The organism is Exiguobacterium sp. s146 (assembly GCF_018618415.1).
Lineage (GTDB): Bacteria > Bacillota > Bacilli > Exiguobacteriales > Exiguobacteriaceae > Exiguobacterium.
On record NZ_JACSMA010000001.1, the window covers coordinates 344,566 to 370,893 of the forward strand.

The window sequence follows — 26,328 nt, forward strand, 5'->3', positions numbered from 1 at the left end:
GAAGAATACAAAAAACGTCCCGACCTAACGAGTAGGCGGGACGAGGGTCAAACACTTTTCTTATACGGATACAGGAACGAGTCGAGCTCTTCGGCCGGCATCGGCTTGTTGTAATAGTAGCCTTGCGCTTGATTGCAATCCTCGGCCTTGAGGAACGCGACTTGTTCTTTCGTCTCGACCCCTTCGGCGATGACGTTAAGCCCGAGCTCGTGCGCCATCCGGATGATCGTCTTGACGAGGGCGGCGTCTTTCGAGTCGGTCTCGATATTCTTCGTGAAATGCTGGTCAATTTTCAGCGTGTCGATCGGGAACAGCTTCAAGTAGCTGAGCGACGAGTAGCCGGTCCCGAAGTCGTCGATCGACAGGTGGACGCCGAGCGCGACGAGTTCTTCCATCGTCTCGATGGCGCTCTGGGCGCTTTGGATGACCGTCTCCGTCAGCTCGAGCTCGAGATATTCCGGCGCGAGACCCGACGCCTCGAGCGCTTGGCTGACGATGACCGGCAAATCTTTCTGCGCGAACTGGAGTGCCGAGATGTTGACGGCGACGCGGAACGGGGTGACGCCCGCATCCTGCCATGCCTTGTTCTGGTGGCACGCCTCATTCAAGACGAACTCGCCGAGACGATGGATGCTGCCGGTCTCTTCGGCGATTGGGATGAACTCGGCCGGGGAAATCATTCCGAGCTCCGGATGCGTCCAACGTACGAGTGCCTCGACGCCAATCAAGGCCTCGGTTTCAAGATTGATTTGCGGTTGATAATGGATCGTGAACTCGCCGCGACCGATGCCTTTTCGGAGCGCCATCGCGAGCTGCGACTTCCGGGCGACGGACTCGTTCATCTCTTTCGTGAAGAACTGGAAGCCGTTCTTGCCGTCCTCTTTCGCCCGATACATGGCGATGTCGGCGTTCTTCAATAAATCGTCGGCTGTCTGGCCGTCAGACGGATAGAGGGAGATGCCGACGGACAGGCTCGTGAACACTTCTTCGCCCTCGAGTACGAACGATTGGTTCAACGCGTTCGTGATCTGCTGGGCGCGATGGGCCGCCAAGTTGCTGCCGGTGTTCGGCGACAGGATGACGAACTCGTCCCCGCCGAGCCGGGCGAGGGTGTCGCTCTTATGGATCGTCGTCAACAACCGGTCCGTCACTTGACGCAAGAAGACGTCACCCGATGAGTGACCGAACCGATCGTTGATGACCTTGAAGTTGTCGAGATCGATATAAAAGAGCGTGAACGTCGCTTCGTTGGCTTGAGCGAGCAAGGCGTCGAGTCGATCGTTGAACAGGCGTCGGTTCGGCAGGCCGGTCAACGTGTCCAAATAGACGAGGTTATTGATCTGCTCCTCAATCTGTTTCCGTTCGCTGATGTCGCGGATGATGCTGCTGAAGAACAGACCCTCCTCCGTCTCCCATGTGCCAAGTGACATCTCGAACGGGAATTCGGTCCCGTCTTTATGCAACCCGACGAGCTCGACCGTGCGGCCGATGACGTTCGCTTCACGGGTCTGATTGTAACGTTTCATGCCATGCTCGTGTGCCGCCTTGAACCGTTCAGGCATGATGAGCGTGATTGACTCTCCGAGCACCTCACTTGGGGCATATCCGAACAGTCGCTCGGCCCCGTGGTTCCATTGGACGATTTGACGTTCGGCGTCCGCGACAATGATGGCATCGTTCGCCGACTCGATGACGGATTGGAACTTCGTCTCCGAGTCAATCGATTGGCGCTCGAGTTGCTTCTCATTGCGAAGCGAGATGAGCATCAGCACGAACAGCGTCGTGACACTGCCGCCAATCCAGAAGGCGAGAAGGGTACTGTCCATCGAGAAGCCGGTCAATGTTTGTGGCGTCGCGAGCGGCGTGAACTCGGCCGCGCCCATGCCGATGTAGTGCATCCCCGAGACGGCGAGACCGATCAACAGCGAACAGACGAGCCTCCGCCAATGGAACCGCGACACGTCCGGGAGCGAGAACAACAGATACAGCCCGACGAGCGAGGCGAGAAATGCGACGATGGCCGACAACAGCCACATGACCGGGTCGTACGTCAATACGGCGTTCATCTGCATCGCTTCCATACCGACGTAATGCATCGAGACGATGCCGATACTGATGAAGACGGCGCTGATGACGAGGTCACGCGGCCGTGCCGTCTGCAGGCTGACGATATAGAAGGCGAACCCGGACGAGACGATGGCCGGGATGATCGAGGCGATAACGATGCCGATATGGTAGGACACGTCGGCTTCTAAATGGAACGCCAACATGCCGATGAAATGCATCGCCCAAATCCCGAGCCCGAGACTGAGGGCACCGGCGCTCACCCAACGGATGCGCGACACCCGTTCGGCGTACTTGAGCCGGCTACTAATATCGAGCGAGACAAAGGCCGAGAAGACGGCGACGGCGATGGATAACAAGACGAGGGGAAGACTGTATGTACTATGGAGGTGGTGTTCGATGGGGACCAACCCTTTCTTTAATGAAGTCGGGACAAATGGACGAAAACGGACAGTTTCTCAAAAATGAGCTTTCCTAGCTTAGCATATTTGTTTTGACGTGAAGGGAATGTTTTCCACAGTGGGTCAATAGTTTGGCACATTGGAAGAGTAAACCGATTATCAACAAATATTGAAAGCATATAAATGAAAAACCGTCCCACTTCTTTGTTGAGAGGGACGGTCAAACATATCAAAAATCGAGAAATGTTAAAGTGAATCGAAGGTCTTGAATATTTTGTCCACTACATTGTCAGCAGTGACATCCATCAGAGGGATTTGTGTGCTTACGATATGTTGGACGCCCCAGTAGTGACGATCACTGCTTTCTTGGTTGATTGGGGTGATACGCGAATGACCATTTTCTAATTCGATGTTCATTAAATCTGCATTGCGTAATGGGTAATAGAATCTCCAATGGTTGGATGGAGAACATCCTTTACCCCAGTCCTGCATCGTTTCATTGTTATATACAAATTTGGATAGTCGAATACAAGGAAGCTGACTTTCTTTCAACTCTAATTCCTCATCATACAACTCAATCTCCATGACATATAACGGTCCGTCCCGCCATTCATTTTCAAACTCGTTATGGTCCTTGTTTTGAAAGATAAGGATGAAATCACCGATGAACCAACCGGCGAAATCATTGTCTGACTTGTAGCGTAGAAACTTATCGACGACACTGACGTAATGGCTTTTCTCTGGGGCGATGGTTTTCGTATAGTCCATTAACTTATGGATGTTCTCGTATGTATTATAGACAACATAGAAGGCGTTTCTTACATTCTCAGTTGAATTCATAATATAGCTCCTCATTGATTGATGGATTGGTTATAAAATCGATTGTTACTTCATTGCTTAAAATGTTGAAGTCGAATAATTGATTTGTATGTATGATTGGTGCTTCGTAGATGTCCATCCTGATAAAATCTTCAAATCCTTTTCTCGTCAACAGCTCGATTAAATCTTGGATGATAATCTGTTGAAAATGATCTAATCCATTCAATTGTTTTAATTCATGCAAAAAATCCTGCCATGCTACGTATTCTAGTTCGACATCATCTTCGATTATTGAGTTGTCTAAAGATCCAACGCTTTTTTCTACAGCCTTACACATCTGTCGATCCGCAATGAAGAGAAGCACCTTTTTCTTGTTGCCACCTTTCTTTGCAACAATTTGCGATTCCCTTGCGAGTTGATGTTTACTCGACGTGTTCGGGTCATGGTCAGCGTCGTCCACAGAAGAGAGTCCACTGAGAAATTTTACTTCAACGCCAATCATGACGTTCTTGAAAGTGAGTAGGGCATCTAGTTCACCCTCTTGGTCATAGGGCCAAAATTCAATTCGATCTGCCCAAAATCTGTCCGGAATTTCTTCAATGATTGATTTGACTGTAGATGTTTTAACCACATTCGCCAACACTTTTCCGAGTCCGTCTGAGAAGGGGAGGTAACGCAAGACACCAAATACATTGCCCGTTAAATTGTCTTCTAGTCGTTCGGAAAGGTTTGAACCAGTTCGGCTGACTTTCCCTTTAATTTCAGCTAACACAAATCGACCTCCTGATTGAATAGATTCATAAGAATACATACACGTATTCGCTAAAAGTAATTTTTTTCCTTTTATTAAAACTTCAGGATGTCAGGTTCCAAGTGATTAGCAAGGAAATGACTAATTGATGATTAGTCTTTGATTGCGGAATTTTTTTCGAAACGGTATCGTAAAAAGAAAAAGGGTGAGACATATGGAATCGATGAACGGCCTGGCCCGCATCCGCGGTGCTTATTCGACACTCGGTAAGAAAGAGCAACGCATCGCCGACTATATCTTGAAGCAACCGGAACGCATCATCCACCATACGATCAATCAAGTCGCCGACGACCTCGACGTCGCCGAGTCGACCGTTTTCCGTTTCTGCCAACGCGTCGGCTTCAAAGGCTATCAGGCTCTGAAAATCGCGCTCGCCACCGACGTTGTCGCACCGCTCCAAGACATCCATGAGGACATCTCGACCGAGGACACGACGCATGAGATCGCCGAGAAGATTTTCACGTCGAACGTGAAGACGCTCGAGGCGACCCGGCAGATACTCGATGCCGCCGCTCTCGACGAGACCGTGGCGCTGCTCTTGTCGGCCCGGCGCATCGAGTTCTTCGGGAGCGGGGGCTCGGCCGTCATCGCGCTCGATGCGTATCACAAGTTCGTCCGGAGCGGCCTGTTTGTCACGGCGAACCTCGAGTCGCACATGCAGCTCATGTCGGCGTCGCAACTCACGAACGACGACGTCGCTGTCCTCATCTCGCACTCGGGCGCCTCGAAAGACACGCTCGACGTCGCGAAAGTGTTGAACGAGCGCGGCGTCCCGACCGTCGCCATCACGAACTATGCGAAGTCACCGCTCTCGAAGCTGTGTGACGTCGCCCTGTATACCGTGTCGCAAGAGACCGAGTTCCGCTCCGAGGCGCTCGCCTCGCGAATCGCCGAACTCAGTCTAATCGATGCCTTGTTCACCGTCGTCATGATGCGGCGCGGGGAAGCGGGCAGGGAATCGCTCCAGAAGATGCGCGAGGCGATCTCGCTCCGGCGCATGTGAAACGGCTGACCATTCGGGCAGTCGTTTTTTTATGTGGTTTACCCGGCATGACATCTGACAAGAGGATTATAAATAGGCAAAACGTGGAATTAGTATAAACAGATTAATTTTTGTCAATACAGAGAGGAAAGACCGATATGAACAACCTTGAATTCTTGACGACCGAACACTATGATGTGTTCAAACAGTTGGCCCAGCGTCTCAACAATCCCGGCGACGTCAAGAAAGAATATTTCTCCGCCCTGTACGTGATTGCCGGGAATGAGCGGGTACGGAACCTGTTGCTGCCGTATATGGATCTCGAAGACGGCAAGATCAGTACGGCGACCATCATCGATGACAACACGTTCGAGAAGCAGGATTTCATCCTCGTCAAACTCGTTATTCATCTGTATAACAACAAGGAATGGGTGTTACCGACGGAGCTGATCACCTTGCCTGAACCAGACTATCAGCTCGCGATGCAGGCAATCACGCTCTGCCGCGACCAACAGTTCGACGACGTCACCATCCCGAACAAGTGAGCCTGTCCCGAATCAGTCGGGACGGGTTCTTCGTCTAGTTGAAGGAGGACACGCCATGTCTGTAAATACGACGATGTTGGCCATTTTGCTCGTGCTCGTGCTGGCGATGATTGCCGCCCCGTTTTTGATCGTCTTGTACTTATGGCGCAAGGACCGTCATCAGCGCGAGCATTCCGTCCTCCGCAACTTCCCGATTCTCGGCAAGGTCCGCTACATCTTGGAGGAAGTCGGGCCGGAGATGCGGCAGTACTTGTTCTTGAACGACAATGAGGCGAAGCCGTTATCGCGGAACGACTATGAGGCCGCCGTTATTTCCGGGAAATATAAGTCACGCATTATTGGGTTCGGTTCGGAACGGGACTGCGAACGGGGCGGATTCTATCTGCAGAACGTGCTCTATCCGACGAACCGGAACGAGCTCCGGATCGATAACCGTGAGACTGTGACGACCCATCTGTATCACGTCGAAGAGGATAATCTGTTTACCCGTAAAGAGCGAATCATCGAACGCGACGTCGGTCCGTACTTGTTGACGGAAGAAGACAGCATCGTCATCGGGAGGCAGACGTGCCGGGAACCGTTCCAACTCCGCGGACTCGTCGGTCAATCGGCGATGAGTTTGGCTCGCTCGGCGAGAATGCCATCACGGCGCTCTCCATCGGGCTCGGCCGGGCCAAGGGAACGTGGATGAACACCGGCGAGGGTGGGCTGTCGGACCATCACTTGAAGGGCGGGGTCGACCTGATCTGTCAAATCGGGCCGGCGCTGTTCGGCTCGCGGACGTCGAGGCGCTCGTTCACGAGATGGTGTCATCCGGCAAACATCCCGATTTCATCACGGTCGACGGCGGGGAAGGGGGGACCGGGGCGACGTATCAAGAACTTGCCGATACGGTCGGCCTGCCGTTGAAGGCGGCACTTCCGTATGTGCATCGCTTACTCGACGAACACGGGCTCCGTGACCGCATCACCTTGTTCGCCTCCGGCAAACTTGTCACGGCCGATAAGATCGCCGTCGCCCTCGCGCTCGGGACCGACTGCGTCAACATCGCCCGCGGGCTCATGTTCAACGTCGGTTGCATCCAGGCGCAAGTGTGCCACACGAACCGATGCCCGGTCGGCGTCGCGACGACCGACCCGAAACTGCAGCACGCCCTCGTCGTCGACGAGAAGAGCTACCGCGTGACGAACTACATCATCTCGCTCCGGGAAGGGCTCTACAACATGACAGCCGCAGCCGGACTTGATACGCCGACGAAGCTGTCGCTCGAGCACGTCGCCTACAAGTATCCGGACGGACGGGTGAAGCGCGGCGAGGAATTGTATGAACAGACGAAAGACGGATGACCGCCGTGGGTCATCCGTCTTGTTGTGTGAGCTGGTGGAACAATTTGTCGTACAACGCCATCCCGATGAGCGCCGACAGCAAGATGAGCGTGAACACGGCGAGCGGGGAGACGAAGCCTGAGACGAGTACCGTCACCGGCGCCAGGAACTTGCCAATCGTATTTTGAAGCGTGTCGGCCGCGAGATATTGTCCGCGTGACTCGGCCGGCGCGTAGCGGCTGACGAAGCTCTGGCTGACCGGGGAACGGATCAACTCGCCGAACGTGAACATGGTCGTGACGACGAGCAAGTACCAGATGTTCGACGAGAAGACGACGAGGAACGTCCCGAAGCCGGCGAGAAACGTCGACAACAGAAAGACGCGACGTTCGTCCCACGCTCGGAACACGCGCGTGACCGGGATGATGAAGACGACGAACAAGAGACCGTTATAGGCGACGAGCCAGCCGAACAGGACCGTGTTCGAGATGTCGAACGTGACCGGGGCCTGTTCAATTAAATAGACCGGTAAATAGACATCGAGCTGCATGATCGGGATCAAGGCGAACACCCCGGCAATCAAATAGAGCCGGAACAACGGGTCGCGCAAAATCGTCACATACGACCGGCCCTGGGTACGGAATGTCGTCGCGACCGTCTTCCCGGTCGCGGCCGGTCGTGTCTCACGGGTGAGTGCCGCGAGCAACAACCCGTATCCAAACAGGACGACGGCGCAGCCGAGGAGGAGCGCCTGGCGATGTTCGAAGAACAGGACTGCCCCGAGGATGGGACCGAGCACGGCACCGATATTGTTCGACGCCATGAACGTCGCGAACACGTCCCGCAAGTGTTCGGCCGGCACGAGGTCGGCGACCATGGCCGAGCTGGCCGGCTTATAGATGGCGCCCATGAAGCCGATGCCGATATAGGTGATGTAATCGATGTAGCCGTTCGTCGAGAAGGCGAAGGCGAGGAACAAGATCCCTTGCGCGAACGTCCCGACGAGCATGACGGGGCGGCGTCCGATCTTGTCTGCGAGCGAACCGCCGATTAAACTGCCAAGCAACAGAAACAGCGGCGGCACGGCCATGAACAGGCCGGCCAGCTCGACGCCGAGCGTTTGAGCGAAATAGACGGTGATGAACGGGAAGTACATCCAAAACAACAGGTTGAACAGGCCTTCGCCAAATAAGCGGACCTTCAGGTTGAGGTCCCAGCGGTATGATTCCATTGAGGTGCTCCTTTCCAGAGTCTATCTTTACTGTAGGGAGTCGGAGCGAAAAAGAATAGACTTATGTTGCGGGATTTGCTACGCTAAGAATAGAAAATGCGAATATATAGGCGCTTGTTTGCGCTGTACTATAAAACGAACATATGTTTGTAAAAATGACCTCCGATGGATTCATCGGAGGTCATTTTTATTGAGTCGTCTTCGTCGCTTTGAAACTGCGAGCGAAGAATTCCTCGAATCGCTCGTCATCTTCTAGCAGTGATCTTCCGGTCATCGAGAGACGTCTCGTCGGATAACCTTTCGAACGACTCGGCGTGACGAAGTAATCATTAGGATAGCGTATCAACGTGGAGCGGATCAGTTCACGTAGCGTGGTGGCATTGTCTTCAATCCATTGTTCGGAAGGCGCATCGATATTATCGCGTGTGACCAGAATGCGCGATCCGTCTCGGAGAAACGGGTTGAAACTGATTCGTCGCGTCTCAGGTCCCTTGAACGTGCGGAACTCGTGATTGATGCCCGACGGTGTGACCTCGCCGATGATATAGCCGGTCGGCCATGCTTTACCGCATCCATCCCAGACGGAGAAGATGTGGCCGGGGTAGACGAGCTTGGCGCCCCCGCGACAAGTGACCTCATAGCGATGGTGGTGTCCGAGGGCGTAATAATTAAATCCGAGTTCACAAACGACCGATGCGGGGAACTGATTTCGGTCTCCGTGGCTGAGAAAGATGTTCGGATACGAGTCGTCCCGCACCGGGGCATGCGCAATCTGTCCTTTCAATCCTGCCTGGTTCGTTTCACAGCTTAACCCGTATATGCCCGCACCGAGCGCTTCATCGAAGATATAACCAGGTTGAAGGAAGGTGTGTACGTGCTCGATTTGACGCCAACACGCGTCGTAAGCGAGCCTGTTAATATCATGATCCCCGTACACCAAGTAAACGGATGCGCCAAGAGCGGTCCATGTCTTTAAATACGGGATGAAATCTTGCGGGTCGCTCACTTCGATGTCCCCGGCAATGCATACGGCCTTGATTGATTCCTCTCGAATCACGTCAGCGAGTTGGGCGAGCTTATCAGCTTGGATATCAAAACTCGTCCGTTCGGTCGTGATGGCATTCCCGGTATGTCTCGCGTGGTGTAAATCGGCAATATGGATGAAGCGTGTCATGGGCAGTGCCTCCTGAATCTGGTCTATTCTGATTTTCCCATGTGGAGATAGACATGTCGACAAGATTAAGCTTCCAACGCACCGGGAACACCTAACTGTTGATCACATAATAAGGAGGAATTTGATGAAAGCCCTATTTTTGAACTGTTCATTGAAGGGCGGGGAAACGACCTCGCACACAGAAGGGTTGATAAAGGATATCATTCCGCACTTCGACAAACTCGGGGTCGACTCGGAAATCGTCCGTGTCGTCGACTACAACGTCGCCTTCGGCGTGACCGAAGATGAAGGCGACGGGGATGAGTGGCCAAAAATCTTTGAGAAAGTAAAAGCCGCCGACATCCTTCTCATCGGAACACCGCTTTGGCTCGGCGAGAAGAGCAGCGTCGCCACGCAAGTCATCGAGCGGTTATATGGGGGCAGTGCCTTGACGAACGACAAAGGCCAGGCCATCTATTACAACAAGGTCGGCGGTGTCGTTGTGACGGGGAACGAGGACGGGGCGAAGCACGCCTGTGCATCCATCTTGTACGGGCTATCCCATATCGGCTTCACCGTCCCGCCGAACGTCGACACGTACTGGGTCGGCGAGGCCGGACCAGGGGACTCGTATATCGATGCGGGCCGCGATAACGCCTTCACGAAAAAGAACGGGCGCGTGATGGCGTATAACTTGTATCACTTCGCCAATATGTTAAAACAGACGCCAATCCCGGCGGAAGGCAATGTAATGGAATAACACGCAGCGCAACAGCCCCTAGACATGAGGGGCTGTTCTTGTTAGAAACGCGCCTTGATTTCCAGCTTATGAAATTTTTCTAACAACCAGATGGAGATTTCATCGATGAAGTTGTCCCCGACCCAGCGCGGTTCCAAGTGTAACCAATTCACAGACGAGTCCGATTGGAGAACCATGATCCCGTTCGATAGCCAGGCCGTTCTCACTCGCTGCATTGTTTTACCGACACGGAGTGTGGCATAGATGTTCTCCATTCCCTTCTGATAAATCATGATCATCTCGACGCCACTACCATCCTCGGCCGTTCGTCGGAGTCTGAGAAAATGGACGCGGGTGGCGGGGATGGCGTAGGCCTGACAGAAGAATAGGCCGCCATGTTCCCACGCATGAAACGCTTGCTTGACGAGACGGTTGAAGCAATCGTCCAAATCGCGCCAGTCATGTGTCTGTTTCCGGAATACTGGCCTGTCTCCTGGTTCATAAAGCTCTTTCGGGATGTGAATCTTATAGTCGGGAAGTTTACGCATCATGCTGGCTCCTTCTGTGTCACAAGATATGCTGCTCTTTCATCATACGCTTAGGTGATACAAAAGAGTTTTACAGAAATTAGTACATTCCATCGCCAAATCGATAGACGTTCCCTTCATATCAACGTTTGTTCGCAACGAGGCGAGCGGATAACTGTCACAGTACAAAAAAACGTCGCCCGAGTTCGACTCGACCGACGCTGATTACGATTATTTTTTCTCCACCGCATGCCCACCGAACTCGTACCGCAGGGCAGCGACGACTTTTCCGGAGAAGGTGTCCTCCTCGAGCGACCGTTGCCGCATCATGAGCGACATCGCGATGACCGGTGCCGGTACCCCGTACTCGAGCGCCGTCTCGACCGTCCATTTTCCTTCGCCCGACGCATGCATGATCCCTTTGATCTCGTCGAGCTTCGCATCCTTATGGAACGCGCTCTCGGTCAGCTCCATCAGCCACGAGCGGACGACCGAGCCGTGGTTCCAGACGCGGGCGACTTGCTCGTGGTCGTATTCGAACGGACTCTTCTCGAGAATCTCGAACCCTTCGGCGATGGCCTGCATCATGCCGTACTCGATGCCGTTGTGAATCATCTTCAAGAAGTGGCCACTACCACTCGGCCCGGCGTATAAGTAGCCGTTGTCCGTCGACACGTCGCGGAACAACTCCTCGATTTTGCCGAACGCCTCCAAGTCGCCACCGATCATCGTACAGGCGCCGTGACGCGCCCCTTCCATGCCGCCACTCGTCCCGACGTCAAAGAAATAGATGAGCTTGTCTTTGAAATGCTCGGCCCGCCGCATCGATTCCTTATAGTTCGAGTTGCCGCCGTCGATGACGATATCCCCTGGTGACAAGAGCGCATGCAAGTCGTTCAAGACGTGCTCCGTCACGTCGCCAGCCGGTACCATTACCCAGACGACGCGCGGCGCCTTCAAGTTCTCGATGACTTCTTGTAGCGTGGCCGTCGTTTCGAACTGACTCGTCGACACGTTGCCCGGGTCGTAGCCGAGCACGCGGTGTCCACCGTCCGTCAAGTTGAGCGCCAAGTTCATCCCCATCTTGCCAAGTCCGATCATCCCTAATTCCATATCGATTCACCCCGTTCGTTGTATTGGTTTCCTTATAAGGGTTACCCGATATGACGAGACTTCAAAAGAGCGGCTTCACTTCATCGATGCGGTAGGCGAGGATGGAACCGACCTTCACTTGCTTGCCGTCACTCAACTCCACGTAATCGTTTAAGGGACTTGCATCTTTCAACGTCTTCTCGAACATGAAGGAAGCCTCGTGAATGGAGGCTCCATAAACGATAAATGAACATGGATCTTCTTTCTCTAAATAACACGTGACGACGTAACGCATCTGCCAATCTCCTCCGACCATCAATTGGGTTTCTTTTTACATTTAACATACAAGCAATACAATTATTACAAAAAATCATTCATATGTCCCAAAAAGGTTTTTAAATATAAGGAAACAGACCTATAAAATCACATATTTGACGCATATTCGACATGAATTCAAATATTTCTGGACTAAAAAGCAGGACCTTATACATATGAGCAAAAAGTGATGACGGTTTCATCTATACCAAGACGTGGTACTCTTACAAAGGAATCTGGACGGAAAGCTAAACTTTCCAAGAGGGAAACCCGATATTTAGAAACGAACGAATATTTCGACAACAAATCGCATTAATTTACCTTTTTTATAAAAAATAACAGTGTCGAAATGAGTAACGTGATAAACTAAAACCTGGTCTATTTCATTCAAAGGTTCGAGGAAAGGTGTTATGTCATGGAAGAGCAAAAGAAAAAGAGAGTCAAGAAGCGCCGTAGAAAGAAATCGCCCGCCAAACGTATCGCGATGATTGCGGGCATCGTCGTAGGACTGTTCCTGCTCATTGGAGTTGGGGTGGCTACATACCTATATAATCAAGTTGATTCGACCGTCGAACGATTGAACGAGTCGACGGGTCTCAGCCCGGAACGCATGACGACAGAAGCCATCAAGGATAAGAAGCCGATTTCGGTCCTTCTCCTCGGTGTCGACCGTCGTGCCGACGAGCAGGGTCGCAGTGACTCGATTATCGTCATGACGCTTAACCCGAACACGGATCAAAGCGCGATGCTCAGCATCCCGCGTGACACGAAGACGGAGATCGTCGGCAAAGATACGTCTGATAAAATCAACCACGCCTATGCGTTCGGTGGAGCCGAGATGGCACTCGATACGGTCGAGAACCTACTCGACATCCCAATCGATTACGTGGCCGAAGTTGATATGAAAGGCTTCCAAGACACGGTCGACCTTCTCGGCGGCGTCAACGTGACGAACAACTTGGCGTTCACGTCAGGTGAGCATACGTTCGAACCGGGCGCGCTCACGCTCAACGGTTCAGAGGCGCTCGCGTACACGCGCATGCGCTATGACGATCCGAGCGGAGATTTCGGTCGCCAAGAGCGCCAACGTGACGTCATCACGGCGCTCGTCAACAAAGGCAAAGACGACTTCTCGATTTCGAAGTTCAACAACATGCTCGACGTGCTCGGCAACAACGCCAAGACGAACATGACGTTCAAAGACATCCGGACGCTCTCGAGCGACTATATGGCCGCTTTCAAAAACCAGGACGTCCTTCGCCTCGAAGGAGCGGGCGGGAAAGAAAGCGACGGCATCTACTACTGGAACCCGGACGCTGCTTCACTCGAAGACGTGAAGTCGTATCTCGGACAATTGATGGAACAATGACGCATCGCCTCATCCGACACGGATGAGGCGATTTGTTTTATGTCATAATAAAAAGAAAAGGAGTGACGCGCGTGCTCGACCGCCTGATCCGCCTCGTCATCGACGTCCGCCATCGGTTCAAGGACCACCATATCAACGACTATAGCGCGACGCTAGCGTTCTTTTGGTTTCTCGCCATCTTCCCGACGTTCGTCCTCTTGTTCGCCGTCATGGCGTGGCTCGGCATCGATGACGCCTTGTTGATCGAACAGATCGAGATTCTCATCCCGGGCTCGAGCGTGCGCGAGATGCTGTCGATCGTCTATGACGTCAGCGGCAACATCAACGCCGGGCTCGTCTCGATCGGGGCCATCATCGCCGTCTGGTCGGCGTCGAACGGCACAGCCCGTCTCGTCAAGCTGACCGTGTTCGCCTACGGGGAGGCGGAGGCACGGAACTACGTCGTCCGCCGCTTGATTGGGCTGCTCACGCTCATCGCTTTCAGCATCGGTGCCGTCATTTTGATCGTGTTCCACATCTTCGGCCGCGAGTTCGTCGAGCTCATGTACACGTGGTTCCCTCGGCTCGAGGACTTCGACCGGCTGGCGACGCTCACGCGCTACACGGTGTCGACCGTCATCCTCATCTTCGCGTTCTCGCTCTTCTATAAGATCGCCCCGCAACAATACGTCAAGTTCACCGAGACGCTCCCGGGTGCCGTCTTCGCCGTCATCTCGTGGCAGCTGTTGTCGACGGGCTATAGCGTCTACGTCGACCGATTCTCGATGTTTGGCGACACGTATGGGACGATTGGTGTCGTCATCCTGTTACAGATTTGGCTCTACTTGACGGCGGCGACGATGTTGCTCGGGGCCGAGATCAATGCGGCCTGGCCGAATCACATGCGACGCACACGGTATAAGACGCATTTCCCATGAAAATCCAAAAGAAATGGTTAGCATTTTTTGACAACGTGCTATAATACAACACGTGATGCGGGAAATAAATCCATATCTAACGATTTTTGAAAGCAGGTGCACGCATGGCGAGACATAAGAAAAAATCAAGCTGGAAAAAGGTGTTGGCGGTTACGCTAGGCGTCATGACGGTCTTCCTCGTCGCCGGGGGCTTGTTCGTCTGGTCGATGTACCGCGACGTCAACGAGACGGTGACGAAAGTGAATGACAACCTCGACATCAGTCAGGAACGGAAGCAGGTCGAGACGATCGAGCAGAAAGAATCGATTTCGGTGCTCCTTCTCGGCATCGACCGACGGGACGGGGAGCAGGGGCGGAGTGACTCGATTATCGTCATGACGCTCAACCCGACGACGGACGAAGGGGCGATGCTCAGCATCCCGCGCGACACGAAGACGGAGATCGTCGGCAAAGGCATGAACGACAAAATCAATCACGCCTACGCGTTCGGTGGCGCCGAGATGGCGATGGACACGGTCGAAGGACTGTTGGACATCCCAATCGATTACGTCGTCGAGGCGGACATGGAGGCGTTCACCGAGGTCGTCGACGCGCTCGGTGGCATCACGGTGACGAACAACTTCGCGTTCTCTTCGGACGGCTACAACTATCCGGTCGGTCAGGTCGATTTAAACGGGGCCTCGGCACTCTCATACGCGCGGATGCGCTATGACGACCCGAACGGTGACTTCGGTCGTCAGGAGCGGCAACGCGCCGTTGTCGCGGCCATCGTCGAGAAGGGACGTTCCGACTTCTCGGTCGACAAAGTGACGAAGCTGTTGGATGTCGCCGGCAACCGGGCCAAGACGAACATCGAGTTCAATGAGCTCGTAACGTTGTCGACGGACTATATGAAGGCGTTCCGCAACGCCAGTACGCTCCGCATCGAAGGGTCGGGCGGCTTGGAGGCGGACGGGATTTATTACTGGAACCCGGATGCGGCCTCACTCGCTGACGTCCAAACCGAGCTCAAACGCTTGATGAACTAAGTCGTTCCTGACGGGACGGCTTTTTTTGCGTTTGAAAAGATGGTATCGGTGGGACTGATTAAGAGACACTTGAGGAGGGATCGCATGAATGTTGAGACGATTGAACCGATTATCAACCGATTAGAGGATGACCATACCGTTGAAGCGTGGCGGGAACTGTTCATCAAGTGGGACAATCACGCTTGGCACGACGGGGAAGGGGTGACCGAGAAGACGAGCGTCCTGTTGATGGACGCGAACGCCGTCACGAACGACGGCAGTCCAGACTTGGATGCGCTCCATGAGCTGTTGAAGGACCACGTCCAGGCGTCAATCAGCGACTTGTATCTCGTCTCGCTCTTCCCGTACAAGGCGAAGCCGACCGATACGGCCGTCAATCCGCGCATCCGCTTATATGAGGACCTCGGGCGCTTCAAGCATGAATTCGACCTCATGTACGATATGGATCCGGACGTCTATAACGAGATGCAGCTCGATTTGTTAGACGAGACGGACGCCTTCATCGAGCGGCTCGCCCAAGGCGCGACGAAACTGCGCGTCCACGTCCAGTCGTTCCGGGGCATGCCCGAGGAACGGATTCGACTCGTCCTTGAGCTGTGGCACGCCGTGCTTCATCACTATAAGCCGCACGGGCAACTCATCCTCGCCTATGAAGGAGACCCGTCCTTGATTCCCGATTACTTCGCCGTCGCCGATGCCGTCTGCCACTTTGACCTCGCGTCGCATACGCTGCTGGCATTCGCACAAGGGGATGCGAAGAAGTTATCCGACTGGGCGAAGCGGATCGAGGCGCCGGGGGACGGGAAGACGTACTTCAACTACTTGTCGAGCCGGGAGCGTGACCCGTTCGAGAAGAATCTAATCGAGCCGAGCGTCGAGCAGATTCTCGCGGCCCACAGCATTTTGTTCTCGCTGCAAGGCATCCCGGCCATCGACTACCGGACGCTCCTCGGCGTTGAAACACCGGTCGAGCATGATGAACTTATCCAAGACCTGAAGACCAATCCGTATCGCTTGCAGGTGTTCTCAGGGATTCTGAGTCAACTGAACGTCAAACGGACGCATCCGGCATTCTCGCCGTACGCTGAGCAACGGATCGATACGTCAGATAAGCGTGTCTTCACGGTCGAGCGGAAGGGTGGAGGAGAGACGCTCATGCTCTATACGAACGTAAGTGCAGAGCCGAGAACGATCCATGCGAACGGAACGAACCTGTTCACAGGTGAGCCTGTGGACACGATTGAGCTCGACGCATATGGGTTTGTTTGGGTGAAATCTGAATAGGTCTTTTGGTTCAAAAGTAAATTGTGTAAATTAGGTGTATTGACTCACGATTCATTTGGTAGGAAAATGGAGATAGAAGGAATTTCCATGACAAAAAATCCTACATACACCTAAGGAGCGAATTCCGATGAATGAATCATTATTTATTCAATTGCTTAGCATGACGTTCCAATCGTTCTCATACTGGATGTTCGCGACGTTGTTCATCGCCTTGGCAGGCTACGTCGTCTTCTATATGTGGGACCGCGAGTTTGCGATTGAGTATCGGACGCTGTGGCGCAAGTTCTACTATTTGACGTTTGCAGCGTTCGTCTTGTTTGGCTTAATCGTTGAAGCGTTCACGTTCGACGCCGCTTGGGCGCTCGCTGGGATCGCCATCGTCATCGCCGTCCTTGACTTTGGGGTGCTCGTCACGCCGGGCAAGGAACCAGAAATCATCGAAATCGACATGACAAAACCCCTTACGGAAGAACAGTGATGTTCTCGTAAGGGGTTTTTCTTATGCCCGGTAACCGTTCGGATTGTTCGATTGCCAGTTCCAGGCGTCACGGCACATGGCGCGAACGTCATGTTTTGCTTCCCAGCCGAGCGCTTGTTTCGACTTCGACGGGTCAGCGAAGCAGATGGCGATATCGCCCGGGCGACGTGGTGTCACTTTGTAAGGAACAGGTTTACCACTCTCGGCCTCGAACGCTTGGACGAGGTCGAGTACGCTGTAACCTGTGCCCGTTCCGAGGTTGAACGCTTCGGCACCAGTGTGATCCATGACGTAGTCGAGCGCCTTCAAGTGACCCTCGGCCAAGTCGACGACGTGGATATAGTCGCGGACGCCGGTGCCGTCCGGTGTGTCGTAATCATCACCGAATACGCTCAATTCGTTCAAGCGACCGACGGCGACTTGCGTGATGTACGGCATTAAGTTGTTCGGGATGTCGAACGGATCCTCACCGATACGACCCGATTCATGGGCGCCGATCGGGTTGAAGTAACGCAAGAGCGCAATGCTCCATGACGGGTCAGCCACGGCGAGGTCACGCATGATGTCTTCTATCATCAGTTTCGTGCGACCGTATGGGTTCGTCGCGCTAAGCGGGAACGACTCGTCAATAGGTGTCCGTTCCGGCATACCATATACAGTCGCCGAAGAGCTGAAAACGATCCGTTTCACGTCGAACGCATTCATGACTTCAAGTAACACGGTCGTGCCGACGACGTTGTTCTCGTAATAGCGGAGTGGTTCTGATACGGATTCACCGACAGCTTTCAGTCCAGCAAAGTGGATGACGGCATCGATTGTATGTGTCAAAAAGATTTGTTCGAGTAACTCACGATCAAGGATATCGCCGAGGTAGAATGTGACTGACTTTCCGGTCATTTCTTCAACACGTTCGAGTGCTTCACGACGACTGTTTGATAAGTTGTCGAGGACGATAACGTCCTGTCCTGCCTCAAGTAATTGTAAGACGGTATGGGTACCGATATAACCGGCACCACCTGTGACTAAAATGGTGGTCATATGAATAACTCCTTCCAAAAACCCTCTATATGATTACTTCTCTGTTAAACGTACGCGTGTCTGTCCGTTCGTACCTTCGAATAAGCGGAGTGAATATGTTTCACTCTCGTAAACCACTGCATCCTCCGTCTCAAGGACGGGTTCGCCGAGCGAACTGAAGGCGTCGCGTGTCGTTTGCGTGTTCGTCCAATCGATGGCATGAACCTTATCTTGTTGAATGACGAAGAAACCACCGTTATAGAACGCGTAGGCGTTCAACGCATCCGTCTCCCGACCATAAGGAGCGCCGATTGTTTCAGTGAGACCTGCTTCGTTCATCGCGAAGAAATCAGGAATCGATTCACCGAGCCAGTCGTTGTCCAAGTTCGTGTTCACCCAATCAAGCAGAGTGCTGTCCGTCAACTCGCGCGTCGGCCATTCTTTCGTGACGGCGTCAAGTGGGGCCCAAGCGGTTGTCCCATCTAAATCCACTTCGACGTGGTTGTTTTCTTCCTTCATAACTTCGTATCGGTCGCCGATATCTCCTATATAGGTAACCGTTGTGCCGTTTGGCTCTGAGACGAGATTGACGTTTTTTGAAGCGAGCCAGACGTAGTTCGTCTCCGGCTCTTGGACGACCGGTTCAGGGTCTGGTTTTGGTGTTTCCTCAACGACGGTGGCTTCTTGTTTTGGTTCCAATAAGTCCATTACATATGGATACCCGAGATAACCGCCTCCTATGAGTAAAGCGAGAAAGAAAAGCACACCAATCCATTTGCCAGACTTTCGGCGTGGACGGGCCGGTTCAATCGTGCGTTGGTACTTGGCGCGTTCGGCACGTGATGGGACTGGCACTTCTGGCGTATAACGTGGCTTTGAAGCAGTTGGCTTGTCTTCTACTTTTGGAGCATCAACTGTGGTTGATTTAGGCACTGTTTCTGTCGACTTATCGACTACTGGAGTCTCATTGACCGTTGTCTTGTCAACTGGTGCCGATTGTAGGACAGTCGCTTCTTTGTTCAACACGGTGTCATACATCTCAAGTAAAGAGACATAGTATGGAAGAAACGTAGCATCTTTTTTGCCGTCTTTAATCCAGGCGGCGAAGTCAGTAGCCGATTTTTCTTCTTTTGGTAGTGCATTGTTTACCGAACCTGTTAGTTCTTCAAAGGACACGCTTAACGATTTTCCGTCCCCTAAATTTTGTTTAATGGTATCTTGCAGTTTTGTACGTGTTGCCGCATTTGTTTCTGCATACAACTGGAGTAGGCGCTCACTAACGTGCACTATTGTCTCCTCCTTTTGTTAAGTTCTTCCTAACAAAGTTTATCAGATTTACATACCAAAAAACCCAAATTTTAAAAAAATGGGTCATCAATTGTGAGGATTTTTGCTATAATGTTTTGGTATTGACATTGTTAAATATTATCTGCGGAATTTTTCCAGTAGTGACTTTAGAGAACAGAGGAGAGAAAACACGAGTATGAAAGAAGAAACAATTTCTATTGGAGAATTATTCTCCATCTTAAAGCGAAGCAAATTGCTCATCGCTAGTTTAGCAATTATCGCGGCACTCATCGCCTTTTTAGCTAGTTCGTTCGTGATTAGTCCGACATACGAAGCGTCAACACAGGTTCTCGTTGCACCGAAACAATCTGAACAATCGATTGATTTAGGTCAAGTTCAATCTTCAATTAACTTGGTCAACACATATCGTGTGATCATTCAAAGCCCGGCCATTTTAGAGCAAGTTCAAGAAAATGTAGTGGGTGCTCCGGAGAACATCAGTAATTTAATCACGGTCAATAGTGAACAAAATTCTCAGGTTATCAATATTAAAGTCCAACATACAAACCCAGTTTTAGCGACAGATATTGCCAACGAAATCAGTGATGTCTTCTCAAAAGAAGTTCCAGAATTGATGAGTGTTGATAATGTCAAAGTTCTTTCAAAGGCATCGGTCCCAATGTTCCCGGTAAAGCCGAACATTTTATTAAATACAGCGATTGCATCAGTTCTTGGATTAATGATTGGTGTAGCCATCGCATTCCTTAAAGTGGTGTTGGATCGCCGGATTAAGACGGAACAAGACGTTGAAAACATCTTGGAACTCCCGGTTCTTGGATCGATTCCTGTCATCGATAAAGTTGAAATGCGTCAACAACGTCAAGCTAACGTGAAAGGTGAACAAGCCCATGTTTAAATTCGGAAAAAAGAAACATAAGCACGTTCAATATGACAAAACAGGACGGGATTTAATCACCCTTCTTAAACCGAAGTCACCGATTTCAGAGCAATATCGCACAATCCGGACGAACTTAGAATTTACCGCTGTAGATGATGATTTACAAACAATGGTTATTACCTCAGCCTCATCGGGTGAAGGGAAGTCGACCACTTCGTCTAATCTTGCTGTCGTCTACGCACAGCAAGGTAAGAAAGTTTTGCTCGTCGACTGTGACATGCGCCGCCCGACAGCCCACTTCACGTTCCGTCTTTCGAACGGTATTGGTCTTTCTACCGTGTTAGCGAAAAAGACAACCGTTGAAAAAGCGACGCACTCGACTCAAGTCGAAAACCTCGATTTGATTGCGGCTGGTCCAATTCCACCAAATCCGTCAGAGTTGTTGTCATCAAAAATGATGGATCGTGTCTTAGAAGAACTTCGAGCAAATTATGACGTCATCATTTTAGACGCTCCTCCGATGATGCAAGTGGCGGATACACGTCTTTTGGCACGCAAAGTGGATGGTGTCGTCCTCGTCGTCGGTTGTGATAAGTCAGACCGTCAAATGGTTGTCAAAGCAAAAGAACAATTGACGCTCGCGGAGGCACACATTCTTGGGGTTGTCTTGAATAAACGTGAACCGCAAGGCAGCGACGATTACTATTACTATTACGCATACGAATAAAAGGAGAGCGTGCCATGATTGATATCCATTGTCACTTATTGCCGGCCGTTGATGACGGTCCGGAAACAGTCGAACAAGCGGTCGAAATGGCGAAACGCGCCGTAAGTGAAGGGGTGACCGCAATCGTGGTCACCCCCCACGCGTTTCACCCGCAGTTTGACACAAGTCAGCTCGATGTAGCAAATGCTGTCGCGAGATTACAAAATGTTTTGCGGCAAGAAGGAATCGACCTGGATTTATATACAGGGCAAGAAATTCGAGTTTTTGGAGACCTTGCTGAATCATTAGAGCAAAGAAAGGCATTATCACTCGCCGGATCTCGTTACGTTTTAGTGGAGTTTCCGAGTGATTCAGTGCCAGCCTATGCGGAACAACTCTTCTTTAGCCTTCAAACGGAAGGCTATACACCCGTCATCGCTCACCCAGAAAGGAATAAAGAATTTGCTACAAATCCAAAACGATTGATGGACTTCGTCTCGTCTGGAGCACTCTCACAAATCACGACGAGTAGCTTGACTGGCGAGTTCGGCCAAAATGTGAAGGAACTAGCATTCGCTTACCTTCGTAACGGATTAAGTCACTTGCTTGCATCAGACGCTCATAGTACTGGCCGTCGAACCTTCTATTGGACCGAAGTTGAAAAGGTTGTTCGCGAAGAACTTGGTCAAGATAAGTGGGAGAATTACGTAATCAATGCGGAAGCAGTTATGAAAGATGAGTTTGTATTCATTGATCCACCAACATTACCGACTAAAAATTGGCGAGGAAAATGGAAAAAATAATTTACTTATTGTCAAAGAGTAGTTATTGAAAATCCATCTAAAATATAATTCTTTTGTCGACAACTGTCGAACGATTTTAGGTTTATTTTACTCCTTGTATGTTTTTATATTAGGTCGAAAGTGATAATCTTAATTTATAATTTTGAAAGGATGTAAGTTACATCCTTTTTTCTATGAATCATACAGGAAATATATATTTATCCATAAAGGAGTGGTTTAAATGACAACTAAACGAGTGAAAAAAGCAGTCATCCCGGCAGCAGGTCTCGGTACACGTTTTTTACCGGCAACGAAAGCGATGCCGAAAGAAATGTTACCAATCGTAGATAAGCCGACAATTCAATATATTATCGAAGAGGCAGTCGAATCAGGTATTGAAGACATTTTAATTGTCACTGGTAAAGGTAAACGAGCGATTGAAGATCATTTCGATTCGGTACCAGAACTTGAGCAACAATTGATTGAAAAAGGAAAATCAGAATTTTTAAAACTCGTCGAAGAAACAACTAACATTAATATTCATTTCATCCGTCAATCAAAACCGATGGGACTAGGACATGCGGTTCTTCAAGCAAAAGCATTCGTCGGAGACGAGCCGTTTGTTGTTATGCTTGGTGATGATATTGTGCAAGCAGAGATTCCTTGTACGAAACAATTAATCAAACAATACAACAAAACAGAGAGCTCGATTATCGGTGTGCAACCGGTATCTCACGAAGTGACACATCGTTATGGTATCGTCGACCCGCAAACGTCGCTAGAAGGTGGGTTACATAAAGTTGAGTCGTTCGTTGAGAAACCGGCACCGGGGACAGAGCCTTCAAACCTCGCTATTCTTGGCCGTTACTTATTTACACCCCAAATTTTTAAGTTTTTAGAGACACAAGTTCCAGGAGCTGGTGGGGAAATCCAGTTAACAGATGCGATTACACGTTTGAATGAAGTGCAACGTGTCTTCGCTTATGAATTCACAGGAAAGCGCTATGATGTCGGAGAGAAGCTCGGCTTCATCCAAACGACACTAGAGTTTGCTTTAGCGCGAGAAGATTTGCGTAAGGACGTGTTGAAGATGATCACGCAACTAGTAGAAGAAAATGCTGCAATGAATGTAGTCAACTAAAGGGAGGGAAAGTAATTGTCAATTCCTGAACTAGGTCGAAAATCATTTCGGACAAGCGTATTAGTAGTTCTTGATGTTTTTGCAATTCTATCTTCAATGTTCGTGACGTACTTTTTCTTGTACCCTATTGAATTTATTGAAAATGTAGATCGGAATCATTTCGTAGAGTCTGCTTTACTATATAGCGCATTATTTATCGTCATGGCCGGTATCAGCCGCTTGTATCGAGTTGCATGGCGCTTTGCAAGTATGTCCGAAGCCATTCGTCTTGCTGTTACTCTTATTATGAGCACGTTAACTTTGTACTTTCTTCAATTTGCTGTTTACGGGGAAGCGATGGAAAGAATGTTGTTCCTTAGTTTTTGTCTCTCTCTCTTACTATTAGGTGGTATTCGTTTAGGGTCACGAATTTACGTGACGTGGAAACAAGATCGTCGTTTAATTCTAGGTGCACGAAAGATTAATCGTCGTAAATCTGAAAAACGAACTTTAATTGTTGGAGCTGGTCAAGCTGGTCGAATGCTAGTCCGTCAAATTAATCAGTCAGATAATCATCGCATGCATCCAGTAGGATTCATTGATGATAATAGTCATCTCCAAAATTTAACTGTTAATGGAGTGAAGGTGTTGGGGACACTTGAAGAATTAGAGAGTGTAGTCGAACATCATGCGATTGATAAAATTGTATTCGCTATCCCATCTATGAATTATCAAGAACGTCTCATAGTTATTAAACGTGCGAAAGCAATTTGTACAAATGTTCATACGTTGCCGATGATTGAAGAAGTCGCAGCCGGTAAAGTTGCGGTCAATCAAATGCGTCAAGTATCAATTGACGATCTTCTCGGCCGTGAACCAGTTGAACTTGATATTTCGGGTATTCAATCAGAGGTTGAAAATAAAACGGTGCTCGTCACAGGTGCAGGAGGCTCGATTGGTTCTGAAATTTGTCGCCAAATTTTGAAATTCAATCCTGAACGCTTGTTATTACTCGGTCACGGTGAAAATAGCATTTATTTGATTGAACGTGAGTTAAGAGAACTAAATTTAGATGTAGAACTCATCCCGGTCATTGCAGATGTTCAGGACGTTGAACGGTTACGCGACATCTTTATGAGACATTCGCCGCATCTCGTTTTCCATGCGGCGGCGCACAAACATGTCCCTTTAATGGAAGCGAATCCGCATGAAGCAGTTAAAAATAATATTTATGGTACAAAAAACGTCGCTGAAATAGCAGATGAATACGGTGCGTCTCGCTTTGTCATGATTTCAACCGATAAAGCGGTCAATCCAACTAACGTCATGGGCTCGACGAAACGAGTCGCTGAGATGATTATTCAAAATTTGGCAAAGAAAAGTCATACAAAATACGCTGTCGTCCGCTTTGGAAATGTGTTGGGGAGTCGTGGATCGGTTATTCCTTTATTTAAAACACAGATTGAAAAAGGTGGACCAGTCACGGTGACTCATCCTGATATGACCCGTTATTTCATGACGATTCCTGAAGCAAGTCGTCTTGTCATTCAAGCGGGAACGCTTGCGGATGGAGGCGAAGTATTCGTTCTCGATATGGGAGAACCGGTAAAAATTGTTGATCTTGCTCGAAACATGATTAAGTTAAGTGGCTTTACGGAAGAACAGATTCCGATTGCTTTTAGCGGTATTCGTCCAGGAGAAAAAATGTTTGAGGAGTTGCTGAAAGAAGGAGAAGTTCACCCAGAAGCAGTATATCCCAAAATTTTTACTGGAATTGTGACGGAAGAGACGAATATGGCTGAAAAACTTGCACGTATGAATGAATTAATGACTAGCGAAGCACTCAGTTTATATCTTGTTAACTGGGCAAACGATTGTCTGGATTTAAATAATTTGAATGTAAATAAAAACTTACATGAGACAGTCTAATAATGGAGGGTCAGTAATGCCGTATAGTGAAAAAAAACGAAAAATTGACTTTATACTTTCTTTAATCGGATTGATTTTACTGTCACCATTATTTATAGGAATTATGGTCGCTATTAAATTGGAGTCGAAAGGCCCGGTTTTTTTTAAGCAAAAACGTATTGGACTTCATCGAACGCCTTTCAATATTTTAAAGTTTCGCACGATGCGTATTGATGCACCCAAAGATATGCCAACTCATTTATTAACAGATCCAGACCGATATATTACGAAAATCGGCAAGTTTCTTCGAAAAACGAGTCTCGATGAATTACCACAAATCATTAATATTTTAAAAGGTGAGATGGCAGTAATTGGACCACGTCCAGCACTTTGGAACCAATATGATTTGATTGATGAGCGTGAAAAGTATGAAGTTCATAGTATATTACCTGGCCTTACAGGATGGGCACAAATCAATGGGAGAGACGAAATACCAATTGAACTCAAAGCCAAAATGGACGGTGACTATGTCAAAAAAATGTCATTAAAACTAGATGCTTATTGTTTTGTAAAAACCATTTTCAGTGTTTTGAAAAGCGAAGGAGTGTTAGAAGGTGGTACTGGAATGATGAGTAAGGAAGTTGCAACTGCGAAGGAAAAAGAAAAGTGAAGAAAGTACTAGTGGTTGGGAAAAATAGTTATGTAGGTCAAGAGTTAAATAAATGGATTACAAATAAATACTCTAGTCAAATTAAATTGGATCTCGTAGGCTCAAAAAACGGAGAATGGGAAACTATAGAATTTTCTAAGTATGATTCAATAATACATGTGGCTGGAATTGCACATATCAGAGAAAAAAAAAGTAATGAAAATATTTATAAAGAAATCAATACAAATTTGGCTGAATCTGTTGCTAAAAAAGCGAAAAAAGCAGGTGTTAAGCAATTTGTATTTTTAAGTTCAATGAGTGTATACGGATTAACAACAGGTGTGATTACTAGAAACACTAAGGCGATACCTAATTCTTATTATGGGAAATCTAAATTGGAAGCTGAACATAAAATTAAAAATCTAGTAGATGATAACTTTACTTTGGCAATTGTTAGACCTCCTATGATTTACGGATTGGGATGTAAGGGTAATTATCAAAAAATATCAAAAATGTCTAAAATAACACCTTTTTTCCCGAAAGTAAACAATTCAAGAAGCATGCTGCATATTTATAATCTTACAGAATTACTATCTATAATTATATTAAATCAAAAGTCAGGTTACTTTTTCCCTCAGAATAAAGAATATGTCGATGTTGGTGACTTAGTGATAACTATTGGGGAAATACACTTTCATAAGATTTATTTGATAAGAGGTTTAAAGAAAATCATAAATAATATACGATTAAACGTTTTTGAAAAAGTCTTTGGTAATCTAATTTATGAAAAAGAAATGTCTTTACTAGATGAAGATTATCATGTGATTGATTACTATAATAGCGTTGTTATATCAGAAAAACAGTCGAAACTCAACTAGAAT

At 49.3% G+C, this 26,328-nt stretch carries 25 protein-coding genes and 1 pseudogene; 16 read left to right on the forward strand and 10 right to left on the reverse strand.

Annotated features, from left to right (window positions below; genetic code table 11):
* Positions 1-47: 47 nt before the first annotated feature.
* From KNP83_RS01920 to KNP83_RS01930, 3 genes are all read right to left on the reverse strand, one after another.
* Positions 48-2,474 (reverse strand): bifunctional diguanylate cyclase/phosphodiesterase, encoded by a 2,427-nt coding sequence (locus KNP83_RS01920; RefSeq protein ID WP_214759893.1) that lies wholly within the window; start codon positions 2,472-2,474, stop codon positions 48-50.
* A gap of 237 nt (positions 2,475-2,711) precedes the next feature.
* Positions 2,712-3,305 (reverse strand): hypothetical protein, encoded by a 594-nt coding sequence (locus KNP83_RS01925; RefSeq protein ID WP_214759896.1) that lies wholly within the window; start codon positions 3,303-3,305, stop codon positions 2,712-2,714.
* Entirely contained in the window at positions 3,292-4,056 is a 765-nt protein-coding gene (locus KNP83_RS01930) for a hypothetical protein (protein ID WP_214759905.1), read from the reverse strand. Before KNP83_RS01930 ends, KNP83_RS01925 begins: the two co-directional genes overlap by 14 nt.
* 193 nt (positions 4,057-4,249) lie before the next feature.
* On the opposite strand from KNP83_RS01930, the gene KNP83_RS01935 reads away from it, so the two are divergent.
* The 3 genes and pseudogenes from KNP83_RS01935 to KNP83_RS15250 all read left to right on the forward strand — a co-directional run bounded on the left by KNP83_RS01935 (position 4,250) and on the right by KNP83_RS15250 (position 6,968).
* Complete coding sequence (locus KNP83_RS01935) at positions 4,250-5,098, forward strand: MurR/RpiR family transcriptional regulator (RefSeq protein ID WP_214759914.1); 849 nt, start codon at positions 4,250-4,252, stop codon at positions 5,096-5,098.
* A 137-nt stretch (positions 5,099-5,235) separates the two neighbouring features.
* Positions 5,236-5,622, forward strand: a complete 387-nt coding sequence (locus KNP83_RS01940; RefSeq protein ID WP_214759916.1) for a hypothetical protein — start codon at positions 5,236-5,238, stop codon at positions 5,620-5,622.
* Between the two features lie 73 nt (positions 5,623-5,695).
* A pseudogene (locus KNP83_RS15250) lies at positions 5,696-6,968 on the forward strand (glutamate synthase-related protein).
* Positions 6,969-6,978: 10 nt separating this feature from the next.
* Here KNP83_RS15250 and KNP83_RS01950 read toward each other — a convergent pair.
* Together KNP83_RS01950 and KNP83_RS01955 are read right to left on the reverse strand one after the other, a co-directional pair.
* On the reverse strand, positions 6,979-8,178 hold the full coding sequence (locus KNP83_RS01950; protein ID WP_214759919.1) for an MDR family MFS transporter: 1,200 nt from the start codon (positions 8,176-8,178) through the stop codon (positions 6,979-6,981).
* A gap of 187 nt (positions 8,179-8,365) precedes the next feature.
* Positions 8,366-9,352, reverse strand: coding sequence for a metallophosphoesterase family protein (locus KNP83_RS01955; protein ID WP_214759931.1), 987 nt, complete (start codon positions 9,350-9,352; stop codon positions 8,366-8,368).
* A gap of 124 nt (positions 9,353-9,476) precedes the next feature.
* On the opposite strand from KNP83_RS01955, the gene KNP83_RS01960 reads away from it, so the two are divergent.
* The gene (locus KNP83_RS01960; protein ID WP_214759934.1) at positions 9,477-10,091 is read left to right on the forward strand and encodes a flavodoxin family protein; all 615 of its coding nucleotides are present in this window, start codon (positions 9,477-9,479) and stop codon (positions 10,089-10,091) included.
* A gap of 41 nt (positions 10,092-10,132) precedes the next feature.
* Here KNP83_RS01960 and KNP83_RS01965 read toward each other — a convergent pair whose 3' ends face one another.
* The 3 genes from KNP83_RS01965 to KNP83_RS01975 form a co-directional block, all read right to left on the reverse strand.
* Entirely contained in the window at positions 10,133-10,621 is a 489-nt protein-coding gene (locus tag KNP83_RS01965) for a hypothetical protein (protein ID WP_214759937.1), read from the reverse strand.
* Between the two features lie 207 nt (positions 10,622-10,828).
* Positions 10,829-11,710 (reverse strand): phosphogluconate dehydrogenase (NAD(+)-dependent, decarboxylating), encoded by an 882-nt coding sequence (gnd, locus tag KNP83_RS01970; RefSeq protein ID WP_214759939.1) that lies wholly within the window; start codon positions 11,708-11,710, stop codon positions 10,829-10,831.
* Between the two features lie 61 nt (positions 11,711-11,771).
* Positions 11,772-11,984 (reverse strand): hypothetical protein, encoded by a 213-nt coding sequence (locus KNP83_RS01975; protein WP_214759942.1) that lies wholly within the window; start codon positions 11,982-11,984, stop codon positions 11,772-11,774.
* A 435-nt stretch (positions 11,985-12,419) separates the two neighbouring features.
* On the opposite strand from KNP83_RS01975, the gene KNP83_RS01980 reads away from it, so the two are divergent.
* From KNP83_RS01980 to KNP83_RS02000, 5 genes are all read left to right on the forward strand, one after another.
* Positions 12,420-13,373 (forward strand): LCP family glycopolymer transferase, encoded by a 954-nt coding sequence (locus KNP83_RS01980; protein ID WP_214759944.1) that lies wholly within the window; start codon positions 12,420-12,422, stop codon positions 13,371-13,373.
* A 71-nt stretch (positions 13,374-13,444) separates the two neighbouring features.
* Positions 13,445-14,290 (forward strand): YihY/virulence factor BrkB family protein, encoded by an 846-nt coding sequence (locus tag KNP83_RS01985; RefSeq protein ID WP_214759947.1) that lies wholly within the window; start codon positions 13,445-13,447, stop codon positions 14,288-14,290.
* Positions 14,291-14,394: 104 nt separating this feature from the next.
* Positions 14,395-15,318 (forward strand): LCP family glycopolymer transferase, encoded by a 924-nt coding sequence (locus tag KNP83_RS01990; RefSeq protein WP_214759950.1) that lies wholly within the window; start codon positions 14,395-14,397, stop codon positions 15,316-15,318.
* A gap of 84 nt (positions 15,319-15,402) precedes the next feature.
* The gene (locus KNP83_RS01995; protein WP_214759953.1) at positions 15,403-16,602 is read left to right on the forward strand and encodes an alpha-amylase family glycosyl hydrolase; all 1,200 of its coding nucleotides are present in this window, start codon (positions 15,403-15,405) and stop codon (positions 16,600-16,602) included.
* Between the two features lie 127 nt (positions 16,603-16,729).
* Complete coding sequence (locus tag KNP83_RS02000; RefSeq protein WP_214759955.1) at positions 16,730-17,080, forward strand: hypothetical protein; 351 nt, start codon at positions 16,730-16,732, stop codon at positions 17,078-17,080.
* A 21-nt stretch (positions 17,081-17,101) separates the two neighbouring features.
* Here the strand turns inward: KNP83_RS02000 and galE are convergent, their stop codons facing one another.
* Together galE and KNP83_RS02010 are read right to left on the reverse strand one after the other, a co-directional pair.
* Positions 17,102-18,118 (reverse strand): UDP-glucose 4-epimerase GalE, encoded by a 1,017-nt coding sequence (gene galE, locus KNP83_RS02005; RefSeq protein ID WP_214759958.1) that lies wholly within the window; start codon positions 18,116-18,118, stop codon positions 17,102-17,104.
* A 33-nt stretch (positions 18,119-18,151) separates the two neighbouring features.
* Positions 18,152-19,384, reverse strand: a complete 1,233-nt coding sequence (locus KNP83_RS02010) for a hypothetical protein (protein ID WP_214759960.1) — start codon at positions 19,382-19,384, stop codon at positions 18,152-18,154.
* A 196-nt stretch (positions 19,385-19,580) separates the two neighbouring features.
* Here KNP83_RS02010 and KNP83_RS02015 point away from each other — a divergent pair, with 196 nt between their 5' ends.
* From KNP83_RS02015 to KNP83_RS02045, 7 genes are all read left to right on the forward strand, one after another.
* Positions 19,581-20,300: a YveK family protein gene (locus KNP83_RS02015; protein ID WP_214759962.1), complete on the forward strand. Its 720-nt coding sequence runs from the start codon at positions 19,581-19,583 to the stop codon at positions 20,298-20,300.
* Complete coding sequence (locus KNP83_RS02020) at positions 20,293-21,009, forward strand: CpsD/CapB family tyrosine-protein kinase (protein ID WP_214759973.1); 717 nt, start codon at positions 20,293-20,295, stop codon at positions 21,007-21,009. Before KNP83_RS02015 ends, KNP83_RS02020 begins: the two co-directional genes overlap by 8 nt.
* Before the next feature lie 14 nt (positions 21,010-21,023).
* Positions 21,024-21,791, forward strand: coding sequence for a tyrosine-protein phosphatase (locus KNP83_RS02025; RefSeq protein WP_214759976.1), 768 nt, complete (start codon positions 21,024-21,026; stop codon positions 21,789-21,791).
* A gap of 220 nt (positions 21,792-22,011) precedes the next feature.
* On the forward strand, positions 22,012-22,911 hold the full coding sequence (gene galU / locus KNP83_RS02030; RefSeq protein ID WP_214759978.1) for a UTP--glucose-1-phosphate uridylyltransferase GalU: 900 nt from the start codon (positions 22,012-22,014) through the stop codon (positions 22,909-22,911).
* Positions 22,912-22,926: 15 nt separating this feature from the next.
* The gene (locus KNP83_RS02035) at positions 22,927-24,819 is read left to right on the forward strand and encodes a polysaccharide biosynthesis protein (protein WP_251139155.1); all 1,893 of its coding nucleotides are present in this window, start codon (positions 22,927-22,929) and stop codon (positions 24,817-24,819) included.
* 16 nt (positions 24,820-24,835) lie between these two features.
* Entirely contained in the window at positions 24,836-25,468 is a 633-nt protein-coding gene (locus tag KNP83_RS02040; protein ID WP_214759980.1) for a sugar transferase, read from the forward strand.
* Positions 25,465-26,325 carry an NAD-dependent epimerase/dehydratase family protein gene (locus KNP83_RS02045; RefSeq protein ID WP_214759982.1) on the forward strand — a complete coding sequence of 287 codons (861 nt, stop codon included), beginning with the start codon at positions 25,465-25,467 and terminating at the stop codon, positions 26,323-26,325. The genes KNP83_RS02040 and KNP83_RS02045 overlap by 4 nt, the downstream gene beginning before the upstream one ends.
* Positions 26,326-26,328: the final 3 nt, after the last annotated feature.

What these genes read in the sequence shown, in the direction of transcription:
- KNP83_RS01925 (WP_214759896.1), bottom strand. Translation starts at nt 3,305, where the DNA reads ATGAATTCAACTGAGAATGTAAGAAACGCCTTCTATGTTGTCTATAAT.
- KNP83_RS01935 (WP_214759914.1), top strand. Translation starts at nt 4,250, where the DNA reads ATGGAATCGATGAACGGCCTGGCCCGCATCCGCGGTGCTTATTCGACA.
- KNP83_RS01940 (WP_214759916.1), top strand. Translation starts at nt 5,236, where the DNA reads ATGAACAACCTTGAATTCTTGACGACCGAACACTATGATGTGTTCAAA.
- KNP83_RS01950 (WP_214759919.1), bottom strand. Translation starts at nt 8,178, where the DNA reads ATGGAATCATACCGCTGGGACCTCAACCTGAAGGTCCGCTTATTTGGC.
- KNP83_RS01955 (WP_214759931.1), bottom strand. Translation starts at nt 9,352, where the DNA reads ATGACACGCTTCATCCATATTGCCGATTTACACCACGCGAGACATACC.
- KNP83_RS01960 (WP_214759934.1), top strand. Translation starts at nt 9,477, where the DNA reads ATGAAAGCCCTATTTTTGAACTGTTCATTGAAGGGCGGGGAAACGACC.
- KNP83_RS01965 (WP_214759937.1), bottom strand. Translation starts at nt 10,621, where the DNA reads ATGATGCGTAAACTTCCCGACTATAAGATTCACATCCCGAAAGAGCTT.
- gnd (WP_214759939.1), bottom strand. Translation starts at nt 11,710, where the DNA reads ATGGAATTAGGGATGATCGGACTTGGCAAGATGGGGATGAACTTGGCG.
- KNP83_RS01975 (WP_214759942.1), bottom strand. Translation starts at nt 11,984, where the DNA reads ATGCGTTACGTCGTCACGTGTTATTTAGAGAAAGAAGATCCATGTTCA.
- KNP83_RS01980 (WP_214759944.1), top strand. Translation starts at nt 12,420, where the DNA reads ATGGAAGAGCAAAAGAAAAAGAGAGTCAAGAAGCGCCGTAGAAAGAAA.
- KNP83_RS01990 (WP_214759950.1), top strand. Translation starts at nt 14,395, where the DNA reads ATGGCGAGACATAAGAAAAAATCAAGCTGGAAAAAGGTGTTGGCGGTT.
- KNP83_RS01995 (WP_214759953.1), top strand. Translation starts at nt 15,403, where the DNA reads ATGAATGTTGAGACGATTGAACCGATTATCAACCGATTAGAGGATGAC.
- KNP83_RS02000 (WP_214759955.1), top strand. Translation starts at nt 16,730, where the DNA reads ATGAATGAATCATTATTTATTCAATTGCTTAGCATGACGTTCCAATCG.
- galE (WP_214759958.1), bottom strand. Translation starts at nt 18,118, where the DNA reads ATGACCACCATTTTAGTCACAGGTGGTGCCGGTTATATCGGTACCCAT.
- KNP83_RS02015 (WP_214759962.1), top strand. Translation starts at nt 19,581, where the DNA reads ATGAAAGAAGAAACAATTTCTATTGGAGAATTATTCTCCATCTTAAAG.
- KNP83_RS02020 (WP_214759973.1), top strand. Translation starts at nt 20,293, where the DNA reads ATGTTTAAATTCGGAAAAAAGAAACATAAGCACGTTCAATATGACAAA.
- KNP83_RS02025 (WP_214759976.1), top strand. Translation starts at nt 21,024, where the DNA reads ATGATTGATATCCATTGTCACTTATTGCCGGCCGTTGATGACGGTCCG.
- galU (WP_214759978.1), top strand. Translation starts at nt 22,012, where the DNA reads ATGACAACTAAACGAGTGAAAAAAGCAGTCATCCCGGCAGCAGGTCTC.
- KNP83_RS02040 (WP_214759980.1), top strand. Translation starts at nt 24,836, where the DNA reads ATGCCGTATAGTGAAAAAAAACGAAAAATTGACTTTATACTTTCTTTA.